Annotated in this window: 18 protein-coding genes; 15 read left to right on the plus strand and 3 right to left on the minus strand. The window is 62.7% G+C overall.

Annotation, left to right across the window (positions count from 1 at the left end):
* The first annotated feature begins 1,010 nt into the window (after positions 1-1,010).
* The 4 genes from C2L64_RS25585 (at position 1,011) to C2L64_RS25595 (ending at position 5,459) form a co-directional block, all read left to right on the plus strand.
* Entirely contained in the window at positions 1,011-2,123 is a 1,113-nt protein-coding gene (locus C2L64_RS25585; protein WP_039903140.1) for an extracellular solute-binding protein, read from the plus strand.
* Positions 2,123-3,952, plus strand: coding sequence for a GGDEF domain-containing protein (locus tag C2L64_RS25590; protein ID WP_009771643.1), 1,830 nt, complete (start codon positions 2,123-2,125; stop codon positions 3,950-3,952). The genes C2L64_RS25585 and C2L64_RS25590 overlap by 1 nt, the downstream gene beginning before the upstream one ends.
* Before the next feature lie 103 nt (positions 3,953-4,055).
* Positions 4,056-4,229, plus strand: coding sequence for a hypothetical protein (locus tag C2L64_RS54200; RefSeq protein ID WP_007744500.1), 174 nt, complete (start codon positions 4,056-4,058; stop codon positions 4,227-4,229).
* 186 nt (positions 4,230-4,415) lie between these two features.
* The gene (locus C2L64_RS25595; RefSeq protein WP_009771644.1) at positions 4,416-5,459 is read left to right on the plus strand and encodes a hypothetical protein; all 1,044 of its coding nucleotides are present in this window, start codon (positions 4,416-4,418) and stop codon (positions 5,457-5,459) included.
* Positions 5,460-5,549: 90 nt separating this feature from the next.
* On the opposite strand, the gene C2L64_RS25600 is transcribed toward C2L64_RS25595, so the two are convergent.
* A complete protein-coding gene (locus C2L64_RS25600; protein ID WP_007744504.1) occupies positions 5,550-6,743 on the minus strand; it encodes an acyltransferase family protein in 1,194 nt (397 codons plus the stop codon).
* 387 nt (positions 6,744-7,130) lie between these two features.
* On the opposite strand from C2L64_RS25600, the gene C2L64_RS25605 reads away from it, so the two are divergent.
* The 7 genes from C2L64_RS25605 (at position 7,131) to C2L64_RS25635 (ending at position 14,390) form a co-directional block, all read left to right on the plus strand.
* Positions 7,131-8,549, plus strand: a complete 1,419-nt coding sequence (locus tag C2L64_RS25605) for a GH1 family beta-glucosidase (RefSeq protein WP_009771645.1) — start codon at positions 7,131-7,133, stop codon at positions 8,547-8,549.
* 82 nt (positions 8,550-8,631) lie between these two features.
* Entirely contained in the window at positions 8,632-9,876 is a 1,245-nt protein-coding gene (locus C2L64_RS25610; protein ID WP_009771646.1) for an ABC transporter substrate-binding protein, read from the plus strand.
* Between the two features lie 6 nt (positions 9,877-9,882).
* A complete protein-coding gene (locus C2L64_RS25615; protein WP_009771647.1) occupies positions 9,883-10,839 on the plus strand; it encodes a carbohydrate ABC transporter permease in 957 nt (318 codons plus the stop codon).
* The gene (locus C2L64_RS25620) at positions 10,839-11,756 is read left to right on the plus strand and encodes a carbohydrate ABC transporter permease (RefSeq protein WP_009771648.1); all 918 of its coding nucleotides are present in this window, start codon (positions 10,839-10,841) and stop codon (positions 11,754-11,756) included. Before C2L64_RS25615 ends, C2L64_RS25620 begins: the two co-directional genes overlap by 1 nt.
* Before the next feature lie 10 nt (positions 11,757-11,766).
* Positions 11,767-12,879: an ABC transporter ATP-binding protein gene (locus C2L64_RS25625; RefSeq protein ID WP_009771649.1), complete on the plus strand. Its 1,113-nt coding sequence runs from the start codon at positions 11,767-11,769 to the stop codon at positions 12,877-12,879.
* A 36-nt stretch (positions 12,880-12,915) separates the two neighbouring features.
* Positions 12,916-13,929, plus strand: coding sequence for a LacI family DNA-binding transcriptional regulator (locus tag C2L64_RS25630; RefSeq protein ID WP_007744518.1), 1,014 nt, complete (start codon positions 12,916-12,918; stop codon positions 13,927-13,929).
* An 80-nt stretch (positions 13,930-14,009) separates the two neighbouring features.
* Complete coding sequence (locus C2L64_RS25635) at positions 14,010-14,390, plus strand: PaaI family thioesterase (protein WP_007744521.1); 381 nt, start codon at positions 14,010-14,012, stop codon at positions 14,388-14,390.
* A 728-nt stretch (positions 14,391-15,118) separates the two neighbouring features.
* Here the strand turns inward: C2L64_RS25635 and C2L64_RS25640 are convergent.
* Positions 15,119-16,258 (minus strand): IS481 family transposase, encoded by a 1,140-nt coding sequence (locus tag C2L64_RS25640; RefSeq protein WP_103153691.1) that lies wholly within the window; start codon positions 16,256-16,258, stop codon positions 15,119-15,121.
* Between the two features lie 336 nt (positions 16,259-16,594).
* Here C2L64_RS25640 and C2L64_RS25645 point away from each other — a divergent pair, with 336 nt between their 5' ends.
* The 4 genes from C2L64_RS25645 (at position 16,595) to C2L64_RS25665 (ending at position 20,540) form a co-directional block, all read left to right on the plus strand.
* Positions 16,595-18,043, plus strand: coding sequence for an NAD-dependent succinate-semialdehyde dehydrogenase (locus C2L64_RS25645; protein ID WP_007584059.1), 1,449 nt, complete (start codon positions 16,595-16,597; stop codon positions 18,041-18,043).
* A 404-nt stretch (positions 18,044-18,447) separates the two neighbouring features.
* Positions 18,448-18,936 (plus strand): hypothetical protein, encoded by a 489-nt coding sequence (locus C2L64_RS25655; protein WP_007584061.1) that lies wholly within the window; start codon positions 18,448-18,450, stop codon positions 18,934-18,936.
* A 36-nt stretch (positions 18,937-18,972) separates the two neighbouring features.
* On the plus strand, positions 18,973-19,389 hold the full coding sequence (locus tag C2L64_RS25660; protein ID WP_007584063.1) for a DUF302 domain-containing protein: 417 nt from the start codon (positions 18,973-18,975) through the stop codon (positions 19,387-19,389).
* Positions 19,390-19,553: 164 nt separating this feature from the next.
* Positions 19,554-20,540, plus strand: coding sequence for a glycerophosphodiester phosphodiesterase family protein (locus tag C2L64_RS25665; protein WP_007584065.1), 987 nt, complete (start codon positions 19,554-19,556; stop codon positions 20,538-20,540).
* Between the two features lie 13 nt (positions 20,541-20,553).
* Here the strand turns inward: C2L64_RS25665 and C2L64_RS25670 are convergent, their stop codons facing one another.
* Complete coding sequence (locus C2L64_RS25670) at positions 20,554-21,081, minus strand: TlpA family protein disulfide reductase (protein ID WP_007584066.1); 528 nt, start codon at positions 21,079-21,081, stop codon at positions 20,554-20,556.
* Positions 21,082-21,154: the final 73 nt, after the last annotated feature.

Raw genomic sequence — 21,154 nt, forward strand, 5'->3', positions numbered from 1 at the left:
CTAACACCGCCAGCTCTTGTGTTTGCCTGAGGGCCCCCAACCGGTCTTACGCTTCACACGGCAGCGTCTTTGTTTGCGTGCGTTGCCAACGCTTCGAATAAACGCCTCACCCGCTTCAGACACCCGCACAAGAGCCAGCGGCAGCGAATGGTTTCTGCCGCCCAGGTGGCAAACTGTGTGTAGGGTGTCGCGGCGTATAGCGTGGCGTTCTTACATGTAGGAACGCGTGTACTTTCGGTCCGGAGTGAGGCGTGTGTGGCGCTACGGCCTACACACAGTTTGCCACCTGGGCGGCCGTGGAATATCTGGCACAGCGTGCCGCAACGCGGGCGCGTGAAGCGGGTGAGGCGCACCGCAAGAGCGCTGGCAACGAACGTCGGTCACGTGGTTGCGGCGTGAAGCGTAAGAACCTTCGGGGGCCCTCAGGCAAGAAGAAATGTTGGCGGTGTTAGCCGCTTTCTTTTGCCTACTTTTCTTTGCGGCGGCAAAGAAAAGTAGGTGCCGCCCCGCACAGGGGCGACGCTTGAACAGCAAACACCGTAGCGCGGATGCCAGCGCAAACACAAGCAAACCAAACCAAACCGCCAGGCTCAAAAGCGGATGCCAGCGCAAGGGCATAAAACGCTTCCCAGCAAGTACATAAAACCACTACAAAACAAGGCAAAACCAAACGCCAGTTTGAAACGCACGATAAATTGTCGTACGCCCCACGCACCTTACCCGCGGTAATTTTCTGAAACGCTGTTTGAAAAGTTTGAGCACCCCAATCGTTAAAGAAGCGGCCATGCAGGCCGTTATCTGCAGTTAGACCACAACAGGGTATATTTTGGCGCCCGCGATTCCGCTAGACTGCTGTTCCTTCTCCCGAAGAAAAGCGTCGCGCGTCTCTCGCACGCGACCAAACGCCGTTTCCCTCGTATGTGGCGGCCGCATCACCGCCATCGAGCCGATGCCGCCCAGGTGTGCGCTTTAAAGTGCATTGAAGTCGGATCGCAATAAGGACAGACGAAATGCGGTGGTGCTACTCAAATGCATGTGTCTGGCAGCGGGGCATGCCTGCCCGCATCGCGTGCGCGGCTGTCCGTCCCAATCGTTTCCTTGACGCAGTCATCCTTTTTATCGGCTGCTGCATGCTGATCGCGCATGCGTCAGCGGCCGAGAACGTGCTGCGCGTGCTCGCATGGCCGGGCTATGCCGACCCCGACGTCGTGAAAGGTTTCGAGAGCCGCTATCACGCAAAAGTCGAAGTCACGCTGATCGATTCCGATGAGGCGCTGTGGGACAAGATGCATCAGGGCAAGGCGCCGCAGTTCGACGTGCTCGCAGCAAATACGGCCGAAATCCAGCGCTACGCGCACGACAATCTGCTCGCGCCGCTCGATCTCGGCAGTCTGCCGAACACGAAACGGCAGTTGCCGCGCTTTCGCGCATTGTCGTCGATCGACGGACTGACGAAGCAAGGCGCCGTCTACGCGATTCCGTTCACCTATTCGACGATGGGCCTCATCTACGACCGTAAACAGGTGAGCGTCGCGCCGCATTCGATGAACGAACTGTGGAATCCGCGCTATCGCGGCAAGGTACTCGACTACAACAGCGCACAGCACAATTTCTCGTTCACGGCGCTCGCGCTCGGCTATCCGGATCCGTTTCAGCTGAACAGCGCACAGATGCAGACCATCACGCGCAAGCTGATCGACCTGCGGCGCAATCTGCTGACTTACTACAACCTGCCGGAAGAGGCCGCTGCGTTCTTCGTGCAGCACAAGGTCGCGCTGATGTTCGGCAACTACGGCACGCAGCAGCTCGAACTGCTGCGCCGCGCGGGCGCCGACGTCGGCTATGTGATTCCCGACGAAGGCGTGCTCGCATGGCTCGACTGCTGGTCGATGACGAGCGCAGCGGCGAACCGGCCGCTCGCGCTCGCGTGGATCAACTACATGCTGGAGCCGGATGTCAGCCGGCTGCTGACGCAGCGCCAGGGTCTCGCCAACACGCTCACCGAGTCGCCCGAAAACACGGACAAGAGCCACATCCTCTGGATCGAACCCGTCGAGAACATCGAGAAACGCGAGGCGCTGTGGAGCCGCATCGTCTCGGGCGACCGCCCGGAGCGTTTCTGATGATGCGCCCCGGGCTCACCTTCAAGCTCTCAGTGCTGCTCGCGCTGATCGGCGTGCTCGCGTCCGGCACGACGGGTTATTACGCGTATCGCGCGAACCGCACGATGCTCGTGCACGAAGCGGAGCGCAGCCTGCTGACGTCGACGGAACTGCTCGGCCAGCGCTTCACGATGGCGATCAACGACATCGCCGCGGACGCCCTGGTGTTGTCGACGATGCCGTCGGCCGCGACCGTCGCGCTCAACGACGACGGCAGGTCCGCTGACAACCCGACGCGCGACCGGCTCGCGCAGGTGTTCGCGAGTTTTATCGCTCAGCATCCCGAGTATCTGCAGGTGAGGCTCATCGCGCGCAACCACTATGGGCTGGAACTGATCCGTATCGACCGTGAATCGGGCGGGACGGTGCGCGTGCAGGAAAGCGCGCTGCAGGAGAAAGGGCAGTTCGCGTATGTGTTCGATACGCTCGCGCTGCTGCCGGGGCGCGTCTACATTTCCCCCATTGCCGTCAATCACGAGCACGGCGCGCACGCGGCGGAGGGCAAGCCGACGCTGCGGGTCGGCACGCCCGTCGCCAACGCGCGCGGCGACGTGGTCGGCGTGGTCGTGATCGACGTCGATCTCGCGAGCCTGTTGCGGCTCTCACAAGCCGATCTCCCCGCCGACTATCAGGTCTATCTCGCCAACGAGTGGGGCGATTTTCTCGTGCATCCCGACCCCTCGCTGACGTTCGGCTTCGACAAGGGCAGGCGCGTGTTCATGCAGGAAAGCTTCGCGGCGACGAAACCGCTGTTCGAGCAGTCGACCCAGCCGGTGCTGATGAACGGACTCACGCAACCGAACGAAGCGACGGGTCACGTATTCTCGTTCGTGCGCCGGCCGTTCGGTGAGTCGCAGGGCAACCGCTTCATCGTGATCGGGCTCGGGAAGCCGCTGCACGAGGTGCTCGTCGGCGCGAACATGCTCGGCAACAGCATCGTGCGGATGGTGCTGATTTTCAGCGCGTTCGCGATCCTGCTCGCCATTCTGTTCGCCCGCGCGTTGACGCGCCCGCTGCATAGTCTCGCGGAAGCCGCCACGCACTTTTTCTCCGAGCACACGGTGGACGCATTGCCGCTCAGGCGCACGGATGAAATCGGCGTGCTCGCGCGCTGCTTCGACCGCATGCGCCGCGAGATCCGCGTGCAGATGGACGAACTGCGCAGCAAGCAGCACGAGCTCACGCATCTCGCGAGCCACGACGGACTGACGGGGCTGCCGAACCGGATGCTCTTCATGCAGAAGCTGGAGGAAGCGATCGACCGGGCGCGGGTGAGCGGCGAGCGGCTTGCCGTGCTGTTCATCGACCTGAACCGCTTCAAGCAGATCAACGATCAATACGGCCATTCCGTCGGCGACGACGTGCTTGCCGTCGTCGCGCGCCGTTTGCAAGATGTGCTGCATACGGGCGACATCGTCGCGCGCCTGGGCGGCGACGAGTTCATTGTGCTGGTCAAGGGCGAGCGTTCCGCTGATGCGGCGCCCGCGATCGCTGCGCGCATCGTGCGCACGCTGGACGACGAGCTGATGATCGACGATCAGCCGATGGCCGTCGGCGCGAGCATCGGCATCAGCCAGTTCCCGGCGGACGGCGATTCCGCCGAAGCGTTGCTGCTCAACGCGGACGCCGCAATGTACGCGGCGAAGTCGGGCGGCTCGGGTGCGTGGCTGTCGTATGGCGAGCTGATCGACATGCGACGCGCGCGCACCGGACGCGGCAAGCAGCGCCGACGCGAACGCGAATCCGAAAAGGTCGAGCCCGCAGACGACGGCACCGACGTCATTGCATAAGGGCTGAAGAAACGGGCTGAACAGAACGCCTTGGGTCAGGTGGCTTTCCACGCGGCATGGTTCTTGCAAAAAGCTTGCATGTCAAAGCGGAAAGGAGAACCCGATGACCTTGGCCATTTACCTGATCGGCTGGCTGATTTTCATTGGCGGCGTGTCGTGGGCCCTCGTCACCATGCACGTCGCGCAGCATTACGTCTTGATCGTCGCCGTCATTCTGCTCGGCATCGGCGTCGTCACGGGCGCAACCCGCGCGCGTGGCCGCGACCGCTCTTCATAGCATTTCATCGCACGCACGCAGGTCACGGCACAGGCATTTTTTGCACGTCGCCGTGACCTGCCGCGACACATGTTGTGACATTTCCCGACATAGTTTTTGAACTGACCTGAAGGGCAGTTTCTTCTACGATTCATTCCGTCGCCACACTGCAAACGCGAAGTGGCCCGAACCGTGAAGGACACTGCCGTGAAAACCCGCTCGCACATCTTCTCTTCGTTGTCTGGTCTGCTGAATCATTCGTCGGCATCCGCTGCGCGCCGCATCGCGCTGGCAGCGGCAGCGACGGTGATCGGCGCAAGCGCGTCGCTCGTCAGCGTGCCCGCTTGGGCCGGCTGGTACGGCCATGGCACCGCGTACACGTCGCACGGCGAATACAACGGCGCGCACGGCGGCTACTGCAGCGGCGGCACCTGCAATCACGCGGGCGGCGTGGCCGGCCCCTACGGCGGCGTCGCGAGCAACTCGGGCAGCGTCACGCGTACGTCGCCGGGCCAGTTCTCCAACTCGGGCACGGCCTACGGACCGAACGGCCGCTCGGTGCAGCATTCCGGCGACACCAGCTGCGCAAGCGGCACCTGCTCGCACACGGGCACGATGACGGGCTCGGACGGCAAGACGGCATCGACGTCGGGTGACGTGACGCGCAACGGCGCCGGCCAATACTCGTCGTCGGGAACCGTGACGGGCGGCAACGGCAACAGCTACAACCACTCGGCATCGACGAACTGCGGCGGCTGGACGTGCTCGCGCTCGGGCACCGTGACGGGCAGCAACGGCGGCACGGTCACACACTCGGGCAGCGCAACGAGCGTGGCGCCTGGCGTAGTCGTCACGTCGGGCAGCGCGACAGGCACGCACGGCAACACCGTGACGACGAGCGGCACGGTCGTGCATGGCGGCGTTGTCACGACGGGCGGCACGGCTGTGGTGACGGGCACGACGACGGTCGGCGCGGCTGTCGTGGTGCCGCCGCCTGTGATCGTCCCGCCGCCTCCCGCTGTGATCGTCGCCGCGCCTGTGCCCGCGCCCGTCGTCGTGGTTCCGCCGCCCCCGCCGGCCGCTGTGGTGGTCGCGCCGGCGCCCGTCGTCGTGCCGCCGCCCGCACGTGTGGTGGTCGTCGCTCCGCCGCCGCCCCCGCATGTCGTGTATGTCGCACCGATGCCGCGTCCCGCCGTCTGGATTCCGGGACACTGGGTCGGCCGCGTGTGGATTCCGGCGCACTGGGCGTAAATGAACAAGGCAGACGTACAAACACAAACGGCGCGTGAAGCGCCGTTTGTGTTTTGTGCGAGAAGTGGAAGTTGAGGTGGAAGTGGAAGCTCAGCTCGGCTTCATGCCGGGCCCAACCGTCACGGTTGGATCGACAGGCACGGTTTCCGCAACCACGCTTGCGGGCACGAGCGGCTTGCTGCGAAAACGCGAGCGAATGCGCCGGCGCATCGGCTCTTCGAAATACGTGAACACGATGACGCTGAACAGCAGCGTGAACGTGAGCGGAATCCAGCCGTTGCTCGCGCGAAAACCCACAAGCCACGCGAGATACGCGAGCGGCACGTGAATCAGGAACAGCGCATAACTCGCTTCGCCGAAGCGCACGAGCCAGCGCTGATTCAGCAGGCCGATCACGGGCCGTTCCAGCAGCGCGAGGCCGAGAATCAAGGTTGCGAAGAACGGGCTCTGCGGATAGAACACGGGCGTCGTGGGTTGCCACAGCGCGAGCACGATCAGCACGACGACGGAACCCGACACCAGCGCGATGCCACGGCCATGCATCGACACACCGCGCGTGCGCAAAGTCTGGAATGCGAGCGCCGCGCCGATGCCCAGCATGAACTCGGCGATCCGGCACAGCGGCAGCGTGCCCGCAAGGAAGTGACTGCGCGAGACGGGGAACGCGGCCATGATGAACAGGATCATCAGGCCCTGCGCGATCCAGACGCCGAGCAGCGTGACGGCGAGCGTCGATGCGCGCATCTTCACGAAGCGCGCGAGGATCAACGGAAAGAGCGCGTAGAAAAACGCCTCGCACGACACGCTCGAAGCCGGACCATTCCACGGCTGATTGATCGCGGCGAACGGGAACCAGGCGGTGATCAGGAACACCTGGCAAATGAAGCTCACCACCAGTGAAAGATTGATCGACGTCTTCAGCGCGAACCACTTGAGCAACAGCACATCGTTGTGCGAGATGACGAGGTACGCGGTCGTGACGGATGCAATGGCGAGCGCGAACAGGATGTTCGGATAGATGCGTGCGACGCGCGCGACGTAAAAATTATGCGGGCCTTGCGTCGCGAGTTCATCGCGATACGTGTACGTGAGAATGAAGCCCGAGAGCACGAAGAAGAGGGAAACAGCCGAGCGCCCGCCATCGACGAAATTGAAGAACGAAACGGGCGTATTGAGCAGTTCGAGTTCGCGGTAATGCGACAGGACGACGGTCAGCGCTGCAAGAAAGCGGATGCTCGTCAGCGCAGGAACGATACCGTTGGCCTGAATGGTCGTCGCTCGCATTGGGCTCTCATTCTTAAAAGGATGCGCCAAAAGTTTCCGCATCGACAGTTCAGTTTAACGGTCTGCCATGACGTTCTTTCCGGTTGAACCCTGAGGTGTCGGAAAACACCGAGACATTGGCCGAGCGATCCCCGTTGCGCGTTGTGTACCGGCACCGATTAATTGTTACGACAAATGAAACGCGCCCCGGTCGTGATCCGTATTGCAATGCGTGTTGCATGGCGATTTCGGATGGCCTCTGTCCGATCCAGACAAACCCTGATTGCTGCGCCGAAAGGGCCGCTGATATCGTGCGCAGGTCATGTGGAAGCGCTTCCACTCCAGCTTTCGTTTCGTCGATCGATTCGTTTCAGACACGCATCAAACCATTCAGCGAGAGGAGGTTCCGTGGCATACGATGCAGTGGCACCGGGCGGCATTCAGTCGAACAGCATTCAGTCGAGCAGTCAGCAAAGCGATCCCTTCACGCCGTCCGCCGACTCCGTGCTCTGGCGCAAGGACTTTCTGCTCGGCGCGGCAACGGCCTCGTATCAGATCGAAGGCGCCGTCACCGAGGACGGTCGCCTGCCGTCCATCTGGGACACGTTCTCCGCGACGCCGGGCAAGGTGCTCGCGGGCGACACGGGCGCCGTGGCCTGCGATCACTACCACCGCTGGGAAAGCGATCTCGACCTGCTGTCGGGGCTCAACTTCGAGGCGTACCGGCTTTCGGTTGCGTGGCCGCGCGTGATGGACGAAGCGGGTCGCCCGAACGCAAAGGGCCTCGATTTCTACAAGCGGCTGCTCGGCAGGCTGAAGGACAAGGGCTTGCAGACCTTCGTCACGCTGTATCACTGGGATTTGCCCCAGCATCTCGAAGATCGCGGCGGCTGGCTCAACCGCGAGACCGTCTATCGTTTTGCCGACTACGCGGACCTGATGAGCCGCGAACTGTCGGGTCACGTCGACGCGTGGATGACGCTGAACGAGCCGTGGTGTTCGGCGTTCCTCGGCTACGGCAACGGCCATCATGCGCCCGGTCTTGCGAACGTCCGCTACGCAACGCAGGCGATGCATCATCTGCTGCTCGCGCATGGCCAGGCGACCCAGGTGCTGCGCGCAAACGATCCGTCGTCGATGAAAGGCATCGTTGCGAACGTGGGGCGCGGTACGGCCGCAACGTCGAGCGAAGCGGACCAGCGCGCCGCGCATCTGTTCGAAGTGCAGCACAATGCGTGGATTCTCGATCCGCTTCTGAAGGGTGAGTATCCGGCCGATCTATGGGAGCTGTGGCCTGGCGCCGAGCCGCTCATGCTCGAAGGCGACCTGCAAACCATCGCGGCGCCGCTCGATTTTCTCGGCATCAACTATTATTTCCGCACCAATGTGAAGAGCGACGGCGCGCACGGCTTCGTCGACGCGCCGCTGGCCGATGTCGAGCGTACGCAGATGGGCTGGGAAGTCTATCCGGACGGCTTGCGCGATCTGCTGACGGGATTTCACGGCACGTATCCGAACCTGCCGCCCATCTATATCACCGAGAATGGCATGGCCTCGGACGACACGGTGGAGAACGGCCGTGTCGAGGACCCGCAGCGCATCGCGTTCCTCAAGCGGCATCTGGCCGCCGTCGATCAGGCCGTGAAGCGGGGCGTCGATATTCGTGGCTACTTCGTCTGGTCGCTGCTGGATAATTTCGAATGGGCGTTTGGCTACGAGCGTCGCTTCGGCGTCGTGCATGTCGATTACGGCACGCAGCAGCGCACCGTCAAACGCAGCGGCGAGCTGATCGCGAAGTTCATCGAGGCGCGCAAACAGCAGCGCTGATCAAGACGCGCTGACACGCAGTCACAAGAAGCTGATACGCAGTCGACCTGATAAATCGGGCCTCGAGCCTGAAGGAGACGGAATGAACAGCAGAAAACAGTGGGCGTTGAAAAGCGGTATCGCACTTGCATTGGCCATCACGGGCGTCATCGCGCAAGCGGAGCCGTTGAAGGCGAATGTGATTCACTGGTGGACGTCGGGCGGCGAATCGGCGGCGATCCGGCAGTTCGCCGACGCGTACAACCAGGCAGGCGGCCAATGGGTCGACAACGCCGTGGCGGGTGCGGACCAGGCGCGTGCGACCGCGATCAACCGCATTGTCGGCGGCGATCCGCCCACGGCTGCGCAGTTCAACACGTCGAAGCAGTTTCATGACCTGATCGATCAGGGCCTGCTCAACAACGTCGATGCCGTCGCCACGAAGGAGAACTGGGCAGCCATCTTCCCGCAATCGATACTCGACAGCATCAAGGTCAACGGCCATTACTACGCGGCGCCCGTCGATATCCACATGCCCGCGTGGTTCTTCTATTCGAAGCCGGTGTTTGCGAAAGCGGGCATTGCGGGCGACCCGAAGAGCTTCGATGAATTCGTGGGCGATCTCGACAAGCTGAAAAAGGCGGGCGTGATACCGCTCGCGCTGGGCGGCCAGCCGTGGCAGGAGAAGATCACGTTCGATGCCGTCTTTGCCGATGTCGGCGGACCCGATCTGTATCTGAAGGTGTATCGCGACCGCGACCAGAACGCGGTGAAATCGGATGCGTTCAAGAAGGTGCTCGCGTCGTTCAAGAAGCTGCATGATTACGTCGATGCCGGCTCGCCGGGCCGCAACTGGAACGACGCGACGGCGCTCGTGATCTCCGGCAAGGCGGGCGTGCAGATCATGGGCGACTGGGCGAAGGGCGAATTTTCGGCGGCGAAGCAGGCGCCCGGCAAGGACTTCGGCTGCTTCCCCGGTTTTGGTCCGCGTTCGCCGTATTTGGTGGCGGGCGATGTGTTCGTATTCCCGAAGACGGATAACGCGACAGCGATCAAGGCGCAGAATCTGCTCGCGACGGTGATGACCTCGCCGCAGGCGCAGGTCGCGTTCAGCGCGAAGAAAGGCTCGATCCCGATCCGGCCCGACGTCGACGTGAATCAGCTCGACATCTGCGCGAAGGAGGGCATTGCGATCATGAAGGACAAGTCGCGCCAGTTGCCGAACCCGGAAATGCTCCTGTCGCCTGACATGCAGGGCGCGTTGACGGACGTCATCACGAACTTCTGGAACAAGAACCAGTCGGTCGACGATGCACAAAAGGCCTTTGCCAGCGCACTGAAGGGCTGACGCGCGATGGGCACGCTCAAGTCGCATGCCTTGCCCGAGATGACAGCGAACCGGCGGCCCGTCGCGAAGACGCGCGGGCGGCCGTTGAAGAAGCGCTGGTCGCTCGCCGCGTGGATCGCGCTGATTCCGATGGTAGTCACGGTCGTCTTCGCGTATCTCGGCACGATGCTGTGGACGGCGCGCGTGTCGCTCAGCAACTCGCGCACGTTTCCATCGAACGATTTCGTCGGCTTCACGCAATACGTGCGGCTGTTTCATAACGACCGCTGGCTCGTGTCGCTGCAGCATATCGCGATTTATGGCGTGTTCTTCATCGTCGCGTGCATCGTGATCGGCATGCTGCTCGCGATCTTCATCGACCAGCGCGTGATGGCGGAAGGCGTGTTGCGCACGGTGTTCCTGTATCCGTACGCGATGTCGTTCGTCGCGACGGGTCTGGTGTGGCAATGGATCCTCAACCCCGAGCTTGGCGCGCAGTCGCTGCTGCACAAGATGGGCTTCACGCATGCGCGCTTCGACTGGATCGTCGATCAGGACTTCGTGATCTATACGATCGTGATCGCGACCGTCTGGCAGGCGTCGGGCCTCGTGATGGCCGTGATGCTGGCGGGCTTGCGCGGTATCGACGACGAGTTGTGGAAGGCTGCGCGCATCGACGGCATTCCGCGCTGGCGCGTCTACATGAGCATCGTTATTCCGATGCTCGGCCCGTCGATCTCGACCGCGTTCGTGCTGCTGTTCGTCGCCGTGGTGAAGCTGTTCGATGCTGTCGTTGCGATGACGCAGGGCGGTCCCGGCACTGCGAGCGAAGTACCTGCGAAGTTCATCATGGACTATCTGTTCGGGCGTGCGAATATCGGGCTCGCGTCGGCCGCGTCGATCGTGCTGCTCGCGACGGTGCTCGCGATTCTTGCGCCGTTCCTGTATGCCCGCAGCCGAAGCGCGTCGCGCAAGGAGGTGTGATGAGCACGACGCTTGAACCTTCCGCTCATTCGTCACGCCAGCCGCGCCAACGTCACGCGCGCAAGAAGCGCTTTTCTCCGTCGCGGCTCGGCATCTATGGCTTTCTGATTATCGCAGCGCTGTTCTTCCTGTTGCCGCTGTACGTGATGCTCGTAACGTCGGTGAAGCCGATGGACGAAATCCGCCTGGGCAATCTGCTCGCGCTGCCGGCGCACCTTACGCTGCAACCATGGAGCGATGCATGGCAGTCGGCGTGCACGGGACTCGATTGCAACGGCATCCGCGTGGGCTTCTGGAACTCGGTGCGCATCGTCGTGCCGAGCACAGTGTTCTCGATCGTGATCGGCGCGATCAACGGCTATGCGCTGTCGTTCTGGCGGCCGCGCGGCGCGGGCCTGTTCTTCGCCGTGTTGCTGCTCGGCGCGTTCATTCCGTATCAGGTGATGATCTACCCGATGGTGCGTGTGCTCGCGAGCGTGCATCTGTTCAGTTCGCTCCCCGGCATCGTGATCATTCACACGATCTTCGGCATGCCCGTGATGACGCTGCTGTTCCGCAACTACTACGCGGGCATTCCGCTGGAACTGTTCAAGGCCGCGCGTATCGACGGCGGCGGTTTCTGGCGCATCTTCTTTCAACTGATGCTGCCGATGTCGCTGCCCATCATCGTCGTCGCGATGATCCTGCAGGTGACGAACATCTGGAACGACTACCTGCTCGGCCTCGTCTTCGCGGGCACGCGCAACCTGCCGATGACGGTGCAGCTGAACAACATCATCAACACGACGACAGGCGAGAAGATCTACAACGTCAACATGGCGGCGACGATCCTGACTTCCGTCGTGCCGCTCGCCGTGTATTTCATTTCGGGCCGCTGGTTCGTGCGCGGCATCGCGTCCGGCGCAGTGAAGGGTTGAAGGGACGAATATGGCTACCGTACCGAACATCGCGAACGCGAACGTTGCAAACGTCGCGGTCCGCGACCTGAAGATTCAGCTCGGCGCGAACACGGTGATCGACGCGCTCGATCTCGACGTGCGCGCAGGGGAATTCGTCGTGCTGCTCGGACCGTCGGGTTGCGGCAAGTCGACGCTGCTGCACAGCATTGCCGGTTTGATCGACGTGACGCAAGGCAGTATCGAGATCGGCGGCGAGGACATGACGTGGGCCGATCCGAAAGACCGGCGCATCGCGCTCGTGTTTCAGTCGTATGCGCTGTATCCGACGATGAGCGTCGAGCGCAATCTGTCGTTTGCGCTGCGCATCAACGGCACACCGAAGGCGGAGATTGAGCGGCGCGTGGCGCGCGCGTCGGACATGCTGCAACTTGGGCCCCTGCTCAAGCGCAAGCCGTCGCAGCTGTCGGGCGGACAGCGGCAGCGCGTCGCGATCGGACGTGCGATCGTGCGCGAAGCCGACGTGTTTCTGTTCGACGAGCCGCTATCGAATCTCGACGCGAAGCTGCGCACGGAATTGCGTCGCGAACTCAAGCAATTGCATCAGCGCCTTGGCGCCACGATGATTTACGTGACGCACGACCAGGTCGAAGCGATGACGCTCGCCACGCGCATGGCCGTGATGAAGAGCGGCGTGATCCAGCAGTTCGGCACACCCGCCGAGGTGTATGCGCGCCCTGCGAACCTGTTTGTCGCGACCTTTCTCGGCTCGCCGGCGATGAACCTGCTGAACGGCACGCTGCATGCTCAGGGTGACGGCGTGCGCTTTACGGGCGCGAAGCTCGATCTCGACGTGTCGCCCTACGCGTTCGCCGCGCAGCCCGACTACGGCAAGCCGTGCGTGCTTGGCGTGCGGCCCGAGGACGTGCGCGTGCGGATCGGCGCGGACTCGAATCAGCGCGGGCAAGTGTCGCTTATCGAACCAATGGGCAACCACCGGGTTATCTGGCTCGATTATCATGGCACTCAGATAGCGTCGATCGATCAGGAGAAAACGCCCGTCGCCGTTGGCGATTCAGTGGCGTTCGCGATCGATGGCGCACATATATCGCTGTTCGACGAGGCGGGCGGGGCGCGCCTCTGAGCGGCAGGCGCAACACTACAAGCGGACGGAGACACCGTGGCGACCCTAAAAGATGTAGCGGAGCTGGCGGGCGTGGGGCTCTCGACAGCCTCGCGCGCCATTTCCGGCAAAGGACCCGTATCGGCCGAGGCGGCTGCACGCGTGCAGGCCGCGATCGCCGAACTCAACTTCCGGCCTTCGTCGATAGGCCGTGCGATGGCCACGCAGCAGCTGGGCATCATTGGCCTTTTCGTGCCGACTTTCTTCGGCTCGTATTACGGCACGATTCTCAAGCAGACCGATCTGGAACTGCGCTCGGTGCACCGGCACGTGGTGGTAGCGACGGGTTGCGGCGAGTCGACACCGCGTGAGCAGGCGCTCGAAGCCGTGCAGTTTCTGATCGGACGCGATTGCGATGGCGTCGTCGTGATCAGTCACGACCTGCACGATGAAGACCTCGATCAGTTGCACCAGATGCACCCGAAGATGGTCTTTCTCAACCGCGCGTTCGATGCGTTGCCGGATGCGTCGTTTTGCGCCGATCATCGGCGCGGTGGTGAAATTGCGGCGGCGACGCTGCTGGAGCATGGGCATCGTAAGATCGCCGTGATCTCGGGGCCGTATACGGCATCGGACAATATCGAGCGGCTTGAAGGTTTCTTCGACGAACTCGCGCGTCACGGCATTGCGCGTGAGTCGGTGCCGTTGATCGAATCGGACTTTTCGCCGGAAGGCGGATATGCGGCGACGTGCCAGTTGCTTGAATCGAAAGTGCCGTTTACGGGGCTTTTTTGTGCGAACGATACGATGGCCGTCAGTGCGCTTGCGCGGTTTCAGCAGTTGGGCATTTCGGTGCCCGGCGATGTGTCTGTGATCGGCTATGACGATGATTATTCTGCGGCTTATTCCGCGCCTGCTTTGACGTCGGTGCATATTCCGACTGCTGAACTCACGCAGAACGCGGTGCGCTGGCTCATCAACCAGTGCTATGGGACCAAGTGGGATATCTTTCGCGAGTTTCCCGTGACGGTGTCGATGCGGGCTTCGGTTGGGCCGCCGAAAGCGGCGTGAAAGTGTGTCGGCGACGGCTTGATTTGTCGCGGTTTGCGGTGCTGGATTAGCATGAGGGTTCAACCGCCGCAGGAGCTCCTATGCAGCCACCGCCTCTCGATAATCCCTTTCTCGAATCGCTCGCGGTCGAATTGACCGAATGGAAGAGCGGTTATGCCGAGTTTACGATGCCGATTCGGCCGGAGACGCTTAACCGTCAGCGCGTCTTGCAAGGTGGTGCGATTGCTACTCTCCTTGACGCTGCCGCGGGCTATTCGGGGCTCTTTAGTGAAGGTGATCCGATTCACGCGTTTACGTTGTCGCTGACGATCAGCTATCTCGACAAGGGGCTCGGGGAAAAGGTCATTAGTAAAGGGTTTCTTGAACGTAAAGGACGGTCAGTGTTCTTTGCTCGCGCTGAGGCGTGGGTTGATCACAAGGTGTTGATTGCTAGTGCGCAAGGGGTTTTTAAGTACGCATGAGGTGGGGTGTTTTTTTGTCTGCGACGCTGGGTGGTTTGATATGGCTTTGCGCTGGCATCCGGTTTGGTTTTTTTGCCTTTTCGCTGGCATCCGCGTTATGGTGTTTGCTGTTCACGCGTTGCCCCTGTGCGGGGCGGCACCTACTTTTCTTTGCCGCCGCAAAGAAAAGTAGGCAAAAGAAAGCGGCTAACACCGTCAGTTCTTGTGTTTGCCTGAGGGCCCCCAACCGGTCTTATGCTTCACACGGCAACATCTCTGTTGGCGCGCGTTGCCAACGCTTCGAATAAACGCCTCACCCGCTTCGAATTCCCATACACGAGCGAGCGGCAGCGAATGGCATGTGCCGCCCAGGCGGCAAACTGTGTGTAGGCTGTCGGGTCGTATAGCTTGGCGCTCTTACATGGTGGAACGCGTGCGCTATCGGTCCGAAGTGAGGCGTTTGGAGTACTACGGCCTACACACAGTTTGCCACCTGGGCGGCAGTGGAATATCTGACACGGCACGCTGCAACGCGGGTGCGTGAAGCGGGTGAGGCGCAGCGCAAGAGCGCTGGCAACGAACGTGGATCACGTGATTGCCGTGTGAAGCGTAAGACCGTTCGGGGGCCCTCAGGCAGGAAGACGTGTTGGCGGTGTTAGCCGCTTTCTTTTGCCTACTTTTCTTTGCGGCGGTGTACAGACTGGAGACATCGTTGACACATGTACAGGGACATCGCTGACACATGATGGTCAGGGTTTGGGCTCCTTCAGGTCAAGTTTTTCGACACGCTGATGGGCGAACCAGAACTCGATCACCCCGTCTTCGTCCTCGCTCGGGCGGGCTGCCACATGCAAGCCCTTGAGCGCAATCGAGAGCTTCAGTTTCTCGCCCCGGAAGCGCACCACGCCGCTTGAGTTGACCAGTAAAACTTCATCGCCGGACTCGTATTCGGGCTCCGGGAGGCGATCGGGCATCCTGCTCAGGCTGCACGCGTAGCGGGTAATCGGCGTGGCCATCCCGAGTGCCTCGTGTGGACGCTCGGTGTTGTACACCTGCCGCCAGCGATCCAGTGCCTGCTGCACGTGCTCGTGCGTGTTGAAGGCGTGCCGCTGCAGCACTTCGGCCTTCAGCGAGCGGTGAAACCGTTCGTCCTTGCCATTGGTCTGCGGGTGATACGGCCTGCTGTAGCTCACATGGATACCCAGCCGGATCAGCCAGACGGCGAGCTCGGTGAGCTGTCCCGGCGCGCTGGGCGAACCCCACGGCGCGCCGTTGTCGGTGTTGATACGCGAGGGTAGCCCGTAGCAGCGGAACGCCTGCTCGAGCGCTTCCTGCACGACCTGCGTGGTGGTGCGCGAGCAGGCGCTCAGCACGATGTTGTAGCGCGAGTGATCGTCGATGACCGTCAGCGGCGCGCAGCGCCCGCTCTCCAGGGTCGGGAAGTCGCCCTTGAAGTCCATCTGCCACAACGAGTTCGGATGCTCATGCTCGAAGCGTTGCCAGTGCTGGCGCTGTCGCGACGCGTGTTCGTCGATCAGCCCGTGGCGCCGCAGGATCTCGGTGATGGTGGCAGGCGCGGGCACCTCGGTCTGGCCCAGATCGCGCAGGCGCTGTGCGATCTTGCGTCCGCCCCAGCCGTGCTGGCAGCGCAGGTCCAGCACCAGCGCTTCGATGTGCTCCGGTGAGCGTGTGGGGCTGTGATGCGGGCGGCGGGAGCGGTCGGCCAGTCCGTCGACGCCTTCGCTCTTATGGCGTCCAAGCCACTTGTAGCCCGTCTGACGGGTGATCTTGTATTTGCGGCACAACTCGCTGAACGGCACCGCCTGCGTGACGGCATCGCGCACGAAGTCTTCGCGGAGATTCATGGTGTCTTTTGCATCCCAGGGCATGGTTGGAATCCGGGCGTTTGATTACCCGAAAGTGTCAGTCATGTCCCTGTACACCTGTCAGCTATGTCTCCAGTCTGTACACGGCGGCAAAGAAAAGTAGGTGCCGCCCCGCACAGGGGCGACGCGTGAACGTCAAACACCGTAACGCGGATGCCAGCGCAAACCCCAGAAAACCAAACCGCCCGCCCCACGAAGGCAAAACCCAGCCCAGCGTCGCAGACAAAAACAAAAAACACCACCTCCCGGCATACTTCCCAGCAATCAGTTAACATCAACGTTCCCTCGAAGAATTCCAGCCCGCGCGCGCAGCGCGCAAAAAATCCTCAGGAACACAGCATGGTCACATCCAGCAGCTACACCGATACCCGTCTGTTGATCAACAACGAGTGGTGCGACGCCGCCAGCGGCAAGACCCTCGACGTCGTCAATCCCGCGACGGGCAAGCCGATCGGCAAGGTCGCGCACGCGGGCAAGGCCGATCTGGACCGCGCGCTGGAAGCCGCGCAGAAGGGCTTCGAAGCGTGGCGCAAGGTGCCCGCCAACGAGCGCGCGACGACCATGCGCAAGGCAGCCGGCTTCGTACGCGAGCGCGCCGACAGCATCGCGCGCCTGATGACGCAGGAGCAGGGCAAGCCGTTCGCGGAAGCGCGTGTCGAAGTGCTGTCGGCCGCCGACATCATCGAATGGTTCGCGGACGAAGGCCGCCGTGTCTACGGCCGCGTCGTGCCGTCGCGTAACCTGAACGCGCAATCGCTCGTCATCAAGGAGCCGATCGGCCCCGTCGCCGCGTTCACGCCGTGGAATTTCCCCGTCAATCAGGTGGTGCGCAAGCTGAGCGCCGCGCTCGCAAGCGGCTGCTCGTTCCTCGTCAAGGCGCCTGAAGAGACGCCCGCATCGCCCGCACAACTGTTGCAAGCGTTCGTCGATGCAGGCGTGCCCGCCGGCACGGTCGGCCTCGTGTTCGGCGATCCCGCCGAAATTTCGAGCTACCTGATTCCGCATCCCGTCATCCGCAAGGTCACGTTCACGGGTTCGACGCCCGTCGGCAAGCAGCTCGCCGCGCTCGCCGGCCAGCACATGAAGCGCGCGACGATGGAACTCGGCGGCCACGCGCCCGTGATCGTCGCGGAAGACGCAGACGTCGCGCTCGCCGTCAAGGCAGCGGGCGGTGCGAAGTTCCGTAACGCGGGCCAGGTGTGCATCTCGCCGACGCGTTTCCTCGTGCACAACAGCATCCGCGAAGAGTTCGCCGCGGCGCTCGTCAAGCACGCAGAGAGCCTGAAGGTCGGCGACGGCCTCGCTGAAGGCACGCAACTCGGGCCGCTCGCGAACGCGCGCCGTCTGACGGCGATGGCGAACATCATCGAGAACGCGCGCTCAACGGGCGCGACGGTCGCGACGGGCGGCGAGCGCATCGGCTCGGAAGGCAACTTCTTCGCGCCGACCGTGCTGACGGACGTGACGCTCGAAGCCGACGTGTTCAACAACGAGCCGTTCGGCCCGATCGCCGCAATCCGCGGCTTCGACAAACTCGAAGACGCCATCGCCGAAGCGAACCGTCTGCCGTTCGGTCTCGCGGGCTATGCGTTCACGAAGTCGTTCCGCAACGTGCACCTGCTGTCGCAGAACCTCGAAGTCGGCATGCTGTGGATCAACCAGCCCGCCACGCCGACGCCGGAAATGCCGTTCGGCGGCGTCAAGGATTCGGGCTACGGCTCGGAAGGCGGACCGGAAGCGATGGAAGCCTATCTCGTGACGAAGGCCGTCACCGTCATGGCCGTATAAAGTCTGCTGAAAACGTAGACATGCCGCCCGCTGCAATGGCGGGCGGTTTGCTCACAGATGCGTATCCCCAACGCCGCGTTGAGCCGGTTCGTCGGACGAATCGAAAGCTGTTGGTAAAACTCCCGATTGGTGGCACCGCGTCGCGCTTCTAGCATGGCGTTCGATGCTGCACGCTCGCGCATCGAATGCTTATACCGTTGCTTCGTTTTCAAACGCGGCAGATCGCTTCCGTTCTACTACTCACTGCATTGCCGCTGCAAGCTGGGCGTATGCAGCAAGTCGCTGCTTTGCCCATGCCCCGCGCGTGACAAGAAAAACGAAAACGCACGACGCGCAGGCCCCTACGTGAGGCGCGATTGCGCCTGAGCATCGTCCGTCACGTCACGAGTCACTGGAGAGTTTCGATGATCTTTCATGCGTCCATTCCCACGCAAAATCCCGAGCGCGTTGCGCGCACGCTTGCTGAAGTGTGGGGCGGTTTCGCCGCGCCGTTTTCTCCTTTCGAAGGCGCGTGGATGGCGGTGGCGGGCGACGACCGCGGCACGATCATCGAGACCTATCCGAGCAACCTCACGCTCACGCCCGGCGACACGCAGGAGCCGCTCGCGTCGATGACGAACACGCGCGCACAATACAGCGGCTTTCATATGGCCGTCGCGTCGCCGCTGTCGGCAGAGCAGGTGATCGCAATTGGCGAGCGGGAAGGATGGCGTGCCGTGCGCTGCACGCGCGGCAACAACTTCTTCGACGTGATCGAGCTATGGATCGAAAACAGCACGTTGATCGAAGTGCTGACACCCGAGATGCAGGCGCAGTATCTCGGCTTCGCGACGCCCGAGAACTTCCGCGCGCTTGCCGAGCAAGCTTCCGCTTCTGTTGTTGCATCGCAATGACTACACTGCGGTGATGTCCCTTCACCGGAGTCCGCGATGACTGCCGCAGCGAAATGTCCCGCGTCGGTTGTGACGTTCAGGAGCGAGCACGGCTTTTCGATCACGGTCGCGCGGCTGCGCGGCCTGCTCGCTGACAAAGGCATGACGATCTTCGTCGATATCGATCAGGCCGACGCCGCCGCGCAAGTCGGCATGACACTGCGCCCGACGCGTCTGATCGTGTTCGGCAACCCGAAGGGCGGCACGCCCGTGATGCAGGCGAACCCTTTGGCGGGGCTGCTGCTGCCGCTTAAGGCGCTCGTGTGGGAAGACGAAGCGCGCGTCACGTGGCTCGCCATCGACGACCTGACAGGCGCGCTCGTCGACGGCTATGGGCTGGAGGCGTCGCTCGTCGAACCGCTCGTCAAAGCGAAGGCGCTGATCCAGGTAGCGGCTGCGCGCGATTCCGCGTGAGCGGTAGCGTCCGTGCTCCGATGCGCGGGCCACGCGCCGCCATGCGTTCGATCAATAAGTGTCACAAAGGCTTGCGTACGCGAGGCGTAGAGTCGGGTTCGCGTCTACCATGACGCGTTGCCGCGCACGGCGCGAGCGTTCATGACACGACACGTATGCATCGAATGCGGATACCGGGGTTTGCGTTTGTCTTATCGATTCTCACGGCACTTTCAGCGTGCACGGCAGGTTCCGCCGTCGCGCCACCTCACGCTGACAGCGCCCGCACATTGCCGGCGCTGATCGCCCATCGTGGCGGAACGGCCGATTATCCCGAGAACACATTGGCCGCCATCGAAGGCGCGCTCGCGAATCATGCCGACGTCATCTGGCTCACGGTGCAGTTGAGCCGGGACGGTGTGCCTGTGTTGTATCGTCCGAAAGATCTGTCGGCGTTGACGGACGCAAGCGGCCCGGTGGCGAGCCGGACGGCGGCGGAGCTGGCGCGCGTCAATGCGGGCTGGCAGTTCGAGGCGCTGGATGCGCCGGGGGCCTGGCCGTATCGCTCGAAGCCTGTTGGCATACCGACGCTCGAAGACGCGCTGCGGATCATCCCGCGCAACGTGCCCGTCGTGCTTGACATGAAGGCGTTGCCCGCTGCGCCCCAGGCGGCGGCCGTCGCGCGCGTGCTCGATGCGCTGGATGCGTGGCCGCGCGTCACAATCTATTCGACCGAAGCGGATTATCAGGCGGCATTCGCGCAGTATCCGCAGGCGCGCGTGTTCGAGTCGCGCGATGCGACGCGTCAGCGGCTCTTCGGCGTCGCGCTGACGGGGCAATGCGATGCGCCGCAGGCCGGTACGCGCGCAGGCTTCGAGTTGGGCCGCAAGGTGGAGTTGATCGAGCGCTTCACACTCGGCGAAGGGCGCTCGACTTTCGCCGCCCGCACATGGACGCCCGCATCGGTGCAATGCTTTCGCGGCGCCGCCGATACATGGCTGGTCGCGTTCGCCGTGAATGACGCGGCGACCTATCGCGAAGCCGCGTGTCTGCATATGGACGCCGTGCTGGTCGATTCGCCGCGAACGCTGTCGCGCGTGCGGGCCGCACTGCAGTCAGCACAGAAACCTCTCGATTGCAGCGCGGCGAGCAACAGCGGCGCGTCGCACTAGCCCGCACACGTTCTCATTGATTGCCGGGGCTTGTCGCGATTGCCGCCGCCAGCAACGCTTCGAGCTTCTCGGGGCTCGCCAGCCCCGTAATCGTGCCGACCTTGCGCCCGTTGCCGTCATAGACGACGGTGAACGGCACCGCACCGCGCGTATCGCCTGCGCGAAGCATGATCGCGATGCCACCCATGCCCGCGAGATAGAGCGGGTAGTTGATCCCATAGTCGTGCGCGAATGCACGCACGGCAGCCGCTTCGTCGAGTGCGACGCCGACGAATTGCGCCTTGCCGCGATACGCGTCCTGCATCGCGACGAAGGCGGGCACTTCGGTGCGGCATGGCCCGCACCACGGCGCCCAGAAATTGACGACGAGGGCGTGACCGCGATAGCGGTCGAGCGATTCGAGCTTGCCGTCGAGCGGCTGCAACTGCGTCTGATAGATGGCAGCGGGCCCTGCGGGCGCGGCCGCGAGCGCTGCGCTGCATGCAAAGGCCGCGGCGAGGGACGCCGCGTATCGGCGGGGCGTCGATGAGACGACATTCATGTCTGACGAAATCTCCATGGCGAAAACAGGAGCGCCGAGCATACGGATCAACGCGTTCCCGGCACATGCTTGC

This window comes from Paraburkholderia hospita (genome assembly GCF_002902965.1).
Lineage (GTDB): Bacteria > Pseudomonadota > Gammaproteobacteria > Burkholderiales > Burkholderiaceae > Paraburkholderia > Paraburkholderia hospita.

Coding starts and splice junctions, on each gene's coding strand:
- C2L64_RS25670 (WP_007584066.1), bottom strand. CDS start 21,081: ATGAATGTCGTCTCATCGACGCCCCGCCGATACGCGGCGTCCCTCGCC.
- C2L64_RS25610 (WP_009771646.1), top strand. CDS start 8,632: ATGAACAGCAGAAAACAGTGGGCGTTGAAAAGCGGTATCGCACTTGCA.
- C2L64_RS25600 (WP_007744504.1), bottom strand. CDS start 6,743: ATGCGAGCGACGACCATTCAGGCCAACGGTATCGTTCCTGCGCTGACG.
- C2L64_RS25660 (WP_007584063.1), top strand. CDS start 18,973: ATGACTGCCGCAGCGAAATGTCCCGCGTCGGTTGTGACGTTCAGGAGC.
- C2L64_RS25585 (WP_039903140.1), top strand. CDS start 1,011: ATGCGGTGGTGCTACTCAAATGCATGTGTCTGGCAGCGGGGCATGCCT.
- C2L64_RS54200 (WP_007744500.1), top strand. CDS start 4,056: ATGACCTTGGCCATTTACCTGATCGGCTGGCTGATTTTCATTGGCGGC.
- C2L64_RS25625 (WP_009771649.1), top strand. CDS start 11,767: ATGGCTACCGTACCGAACATCGCGAACGCGAACGTTGCAAACGTCGCG.
- C2L64_RS25665 (WP_007584065.1), top strand. CDS start 19,554: ATGCGGATACCGGGGTTTGCGTTTGTCTTATCGATTCTCACGGCACTT.
- C2L64_RS25590 (WP_009771643.1), top strand. CDS start 2,123: ATGATGCGCCCCGGGCTCACCTTCAAGCTCTCAGTGCTGCTCGCGCTG.
- C2L64_RS25655 (WP_007584061.1), top strand. CDS start 18,448: ATGATCTTTCATGCGTCCATTCCCACGCAAAATCCCGAGCGCGTTGCG.
- C2L64_RS25615 (WP_009771647.1), top strand. CDS start 9,883: ATGGGCACGCTCAAGTCGCATGCCTTGCCCGAGATGACAGCGAACCGG.
- C2L64_RS25635 (WP_007744521.1), top strand. CDS start 14,010: ATGCAGCCACCGCCTCTCGATAATCCCTTTCTCGAATCGCTCGCGGTC.
- C2L64_RS25640 (WP_103153691.1), bottom strand. CDS start 16,258: ATGCCCTGGGATGCAAAAGACACCATGAATCTCCGCGAAGACTTCGTG.
- C2L64_RS25645 (WP_007584059.1), top strand. CDS start 16,595: ATGGTCACATCCAGCAGCTACACCGATACCCGTCTGTTGATCAACAAC.
- C2L64_RS25620 (WP_009771648.1), top strand. CDS start 10,839: ATGAGCACGACGCTTGAACCTTCCGCTCATTCGTCACGCCAGCCGCGC.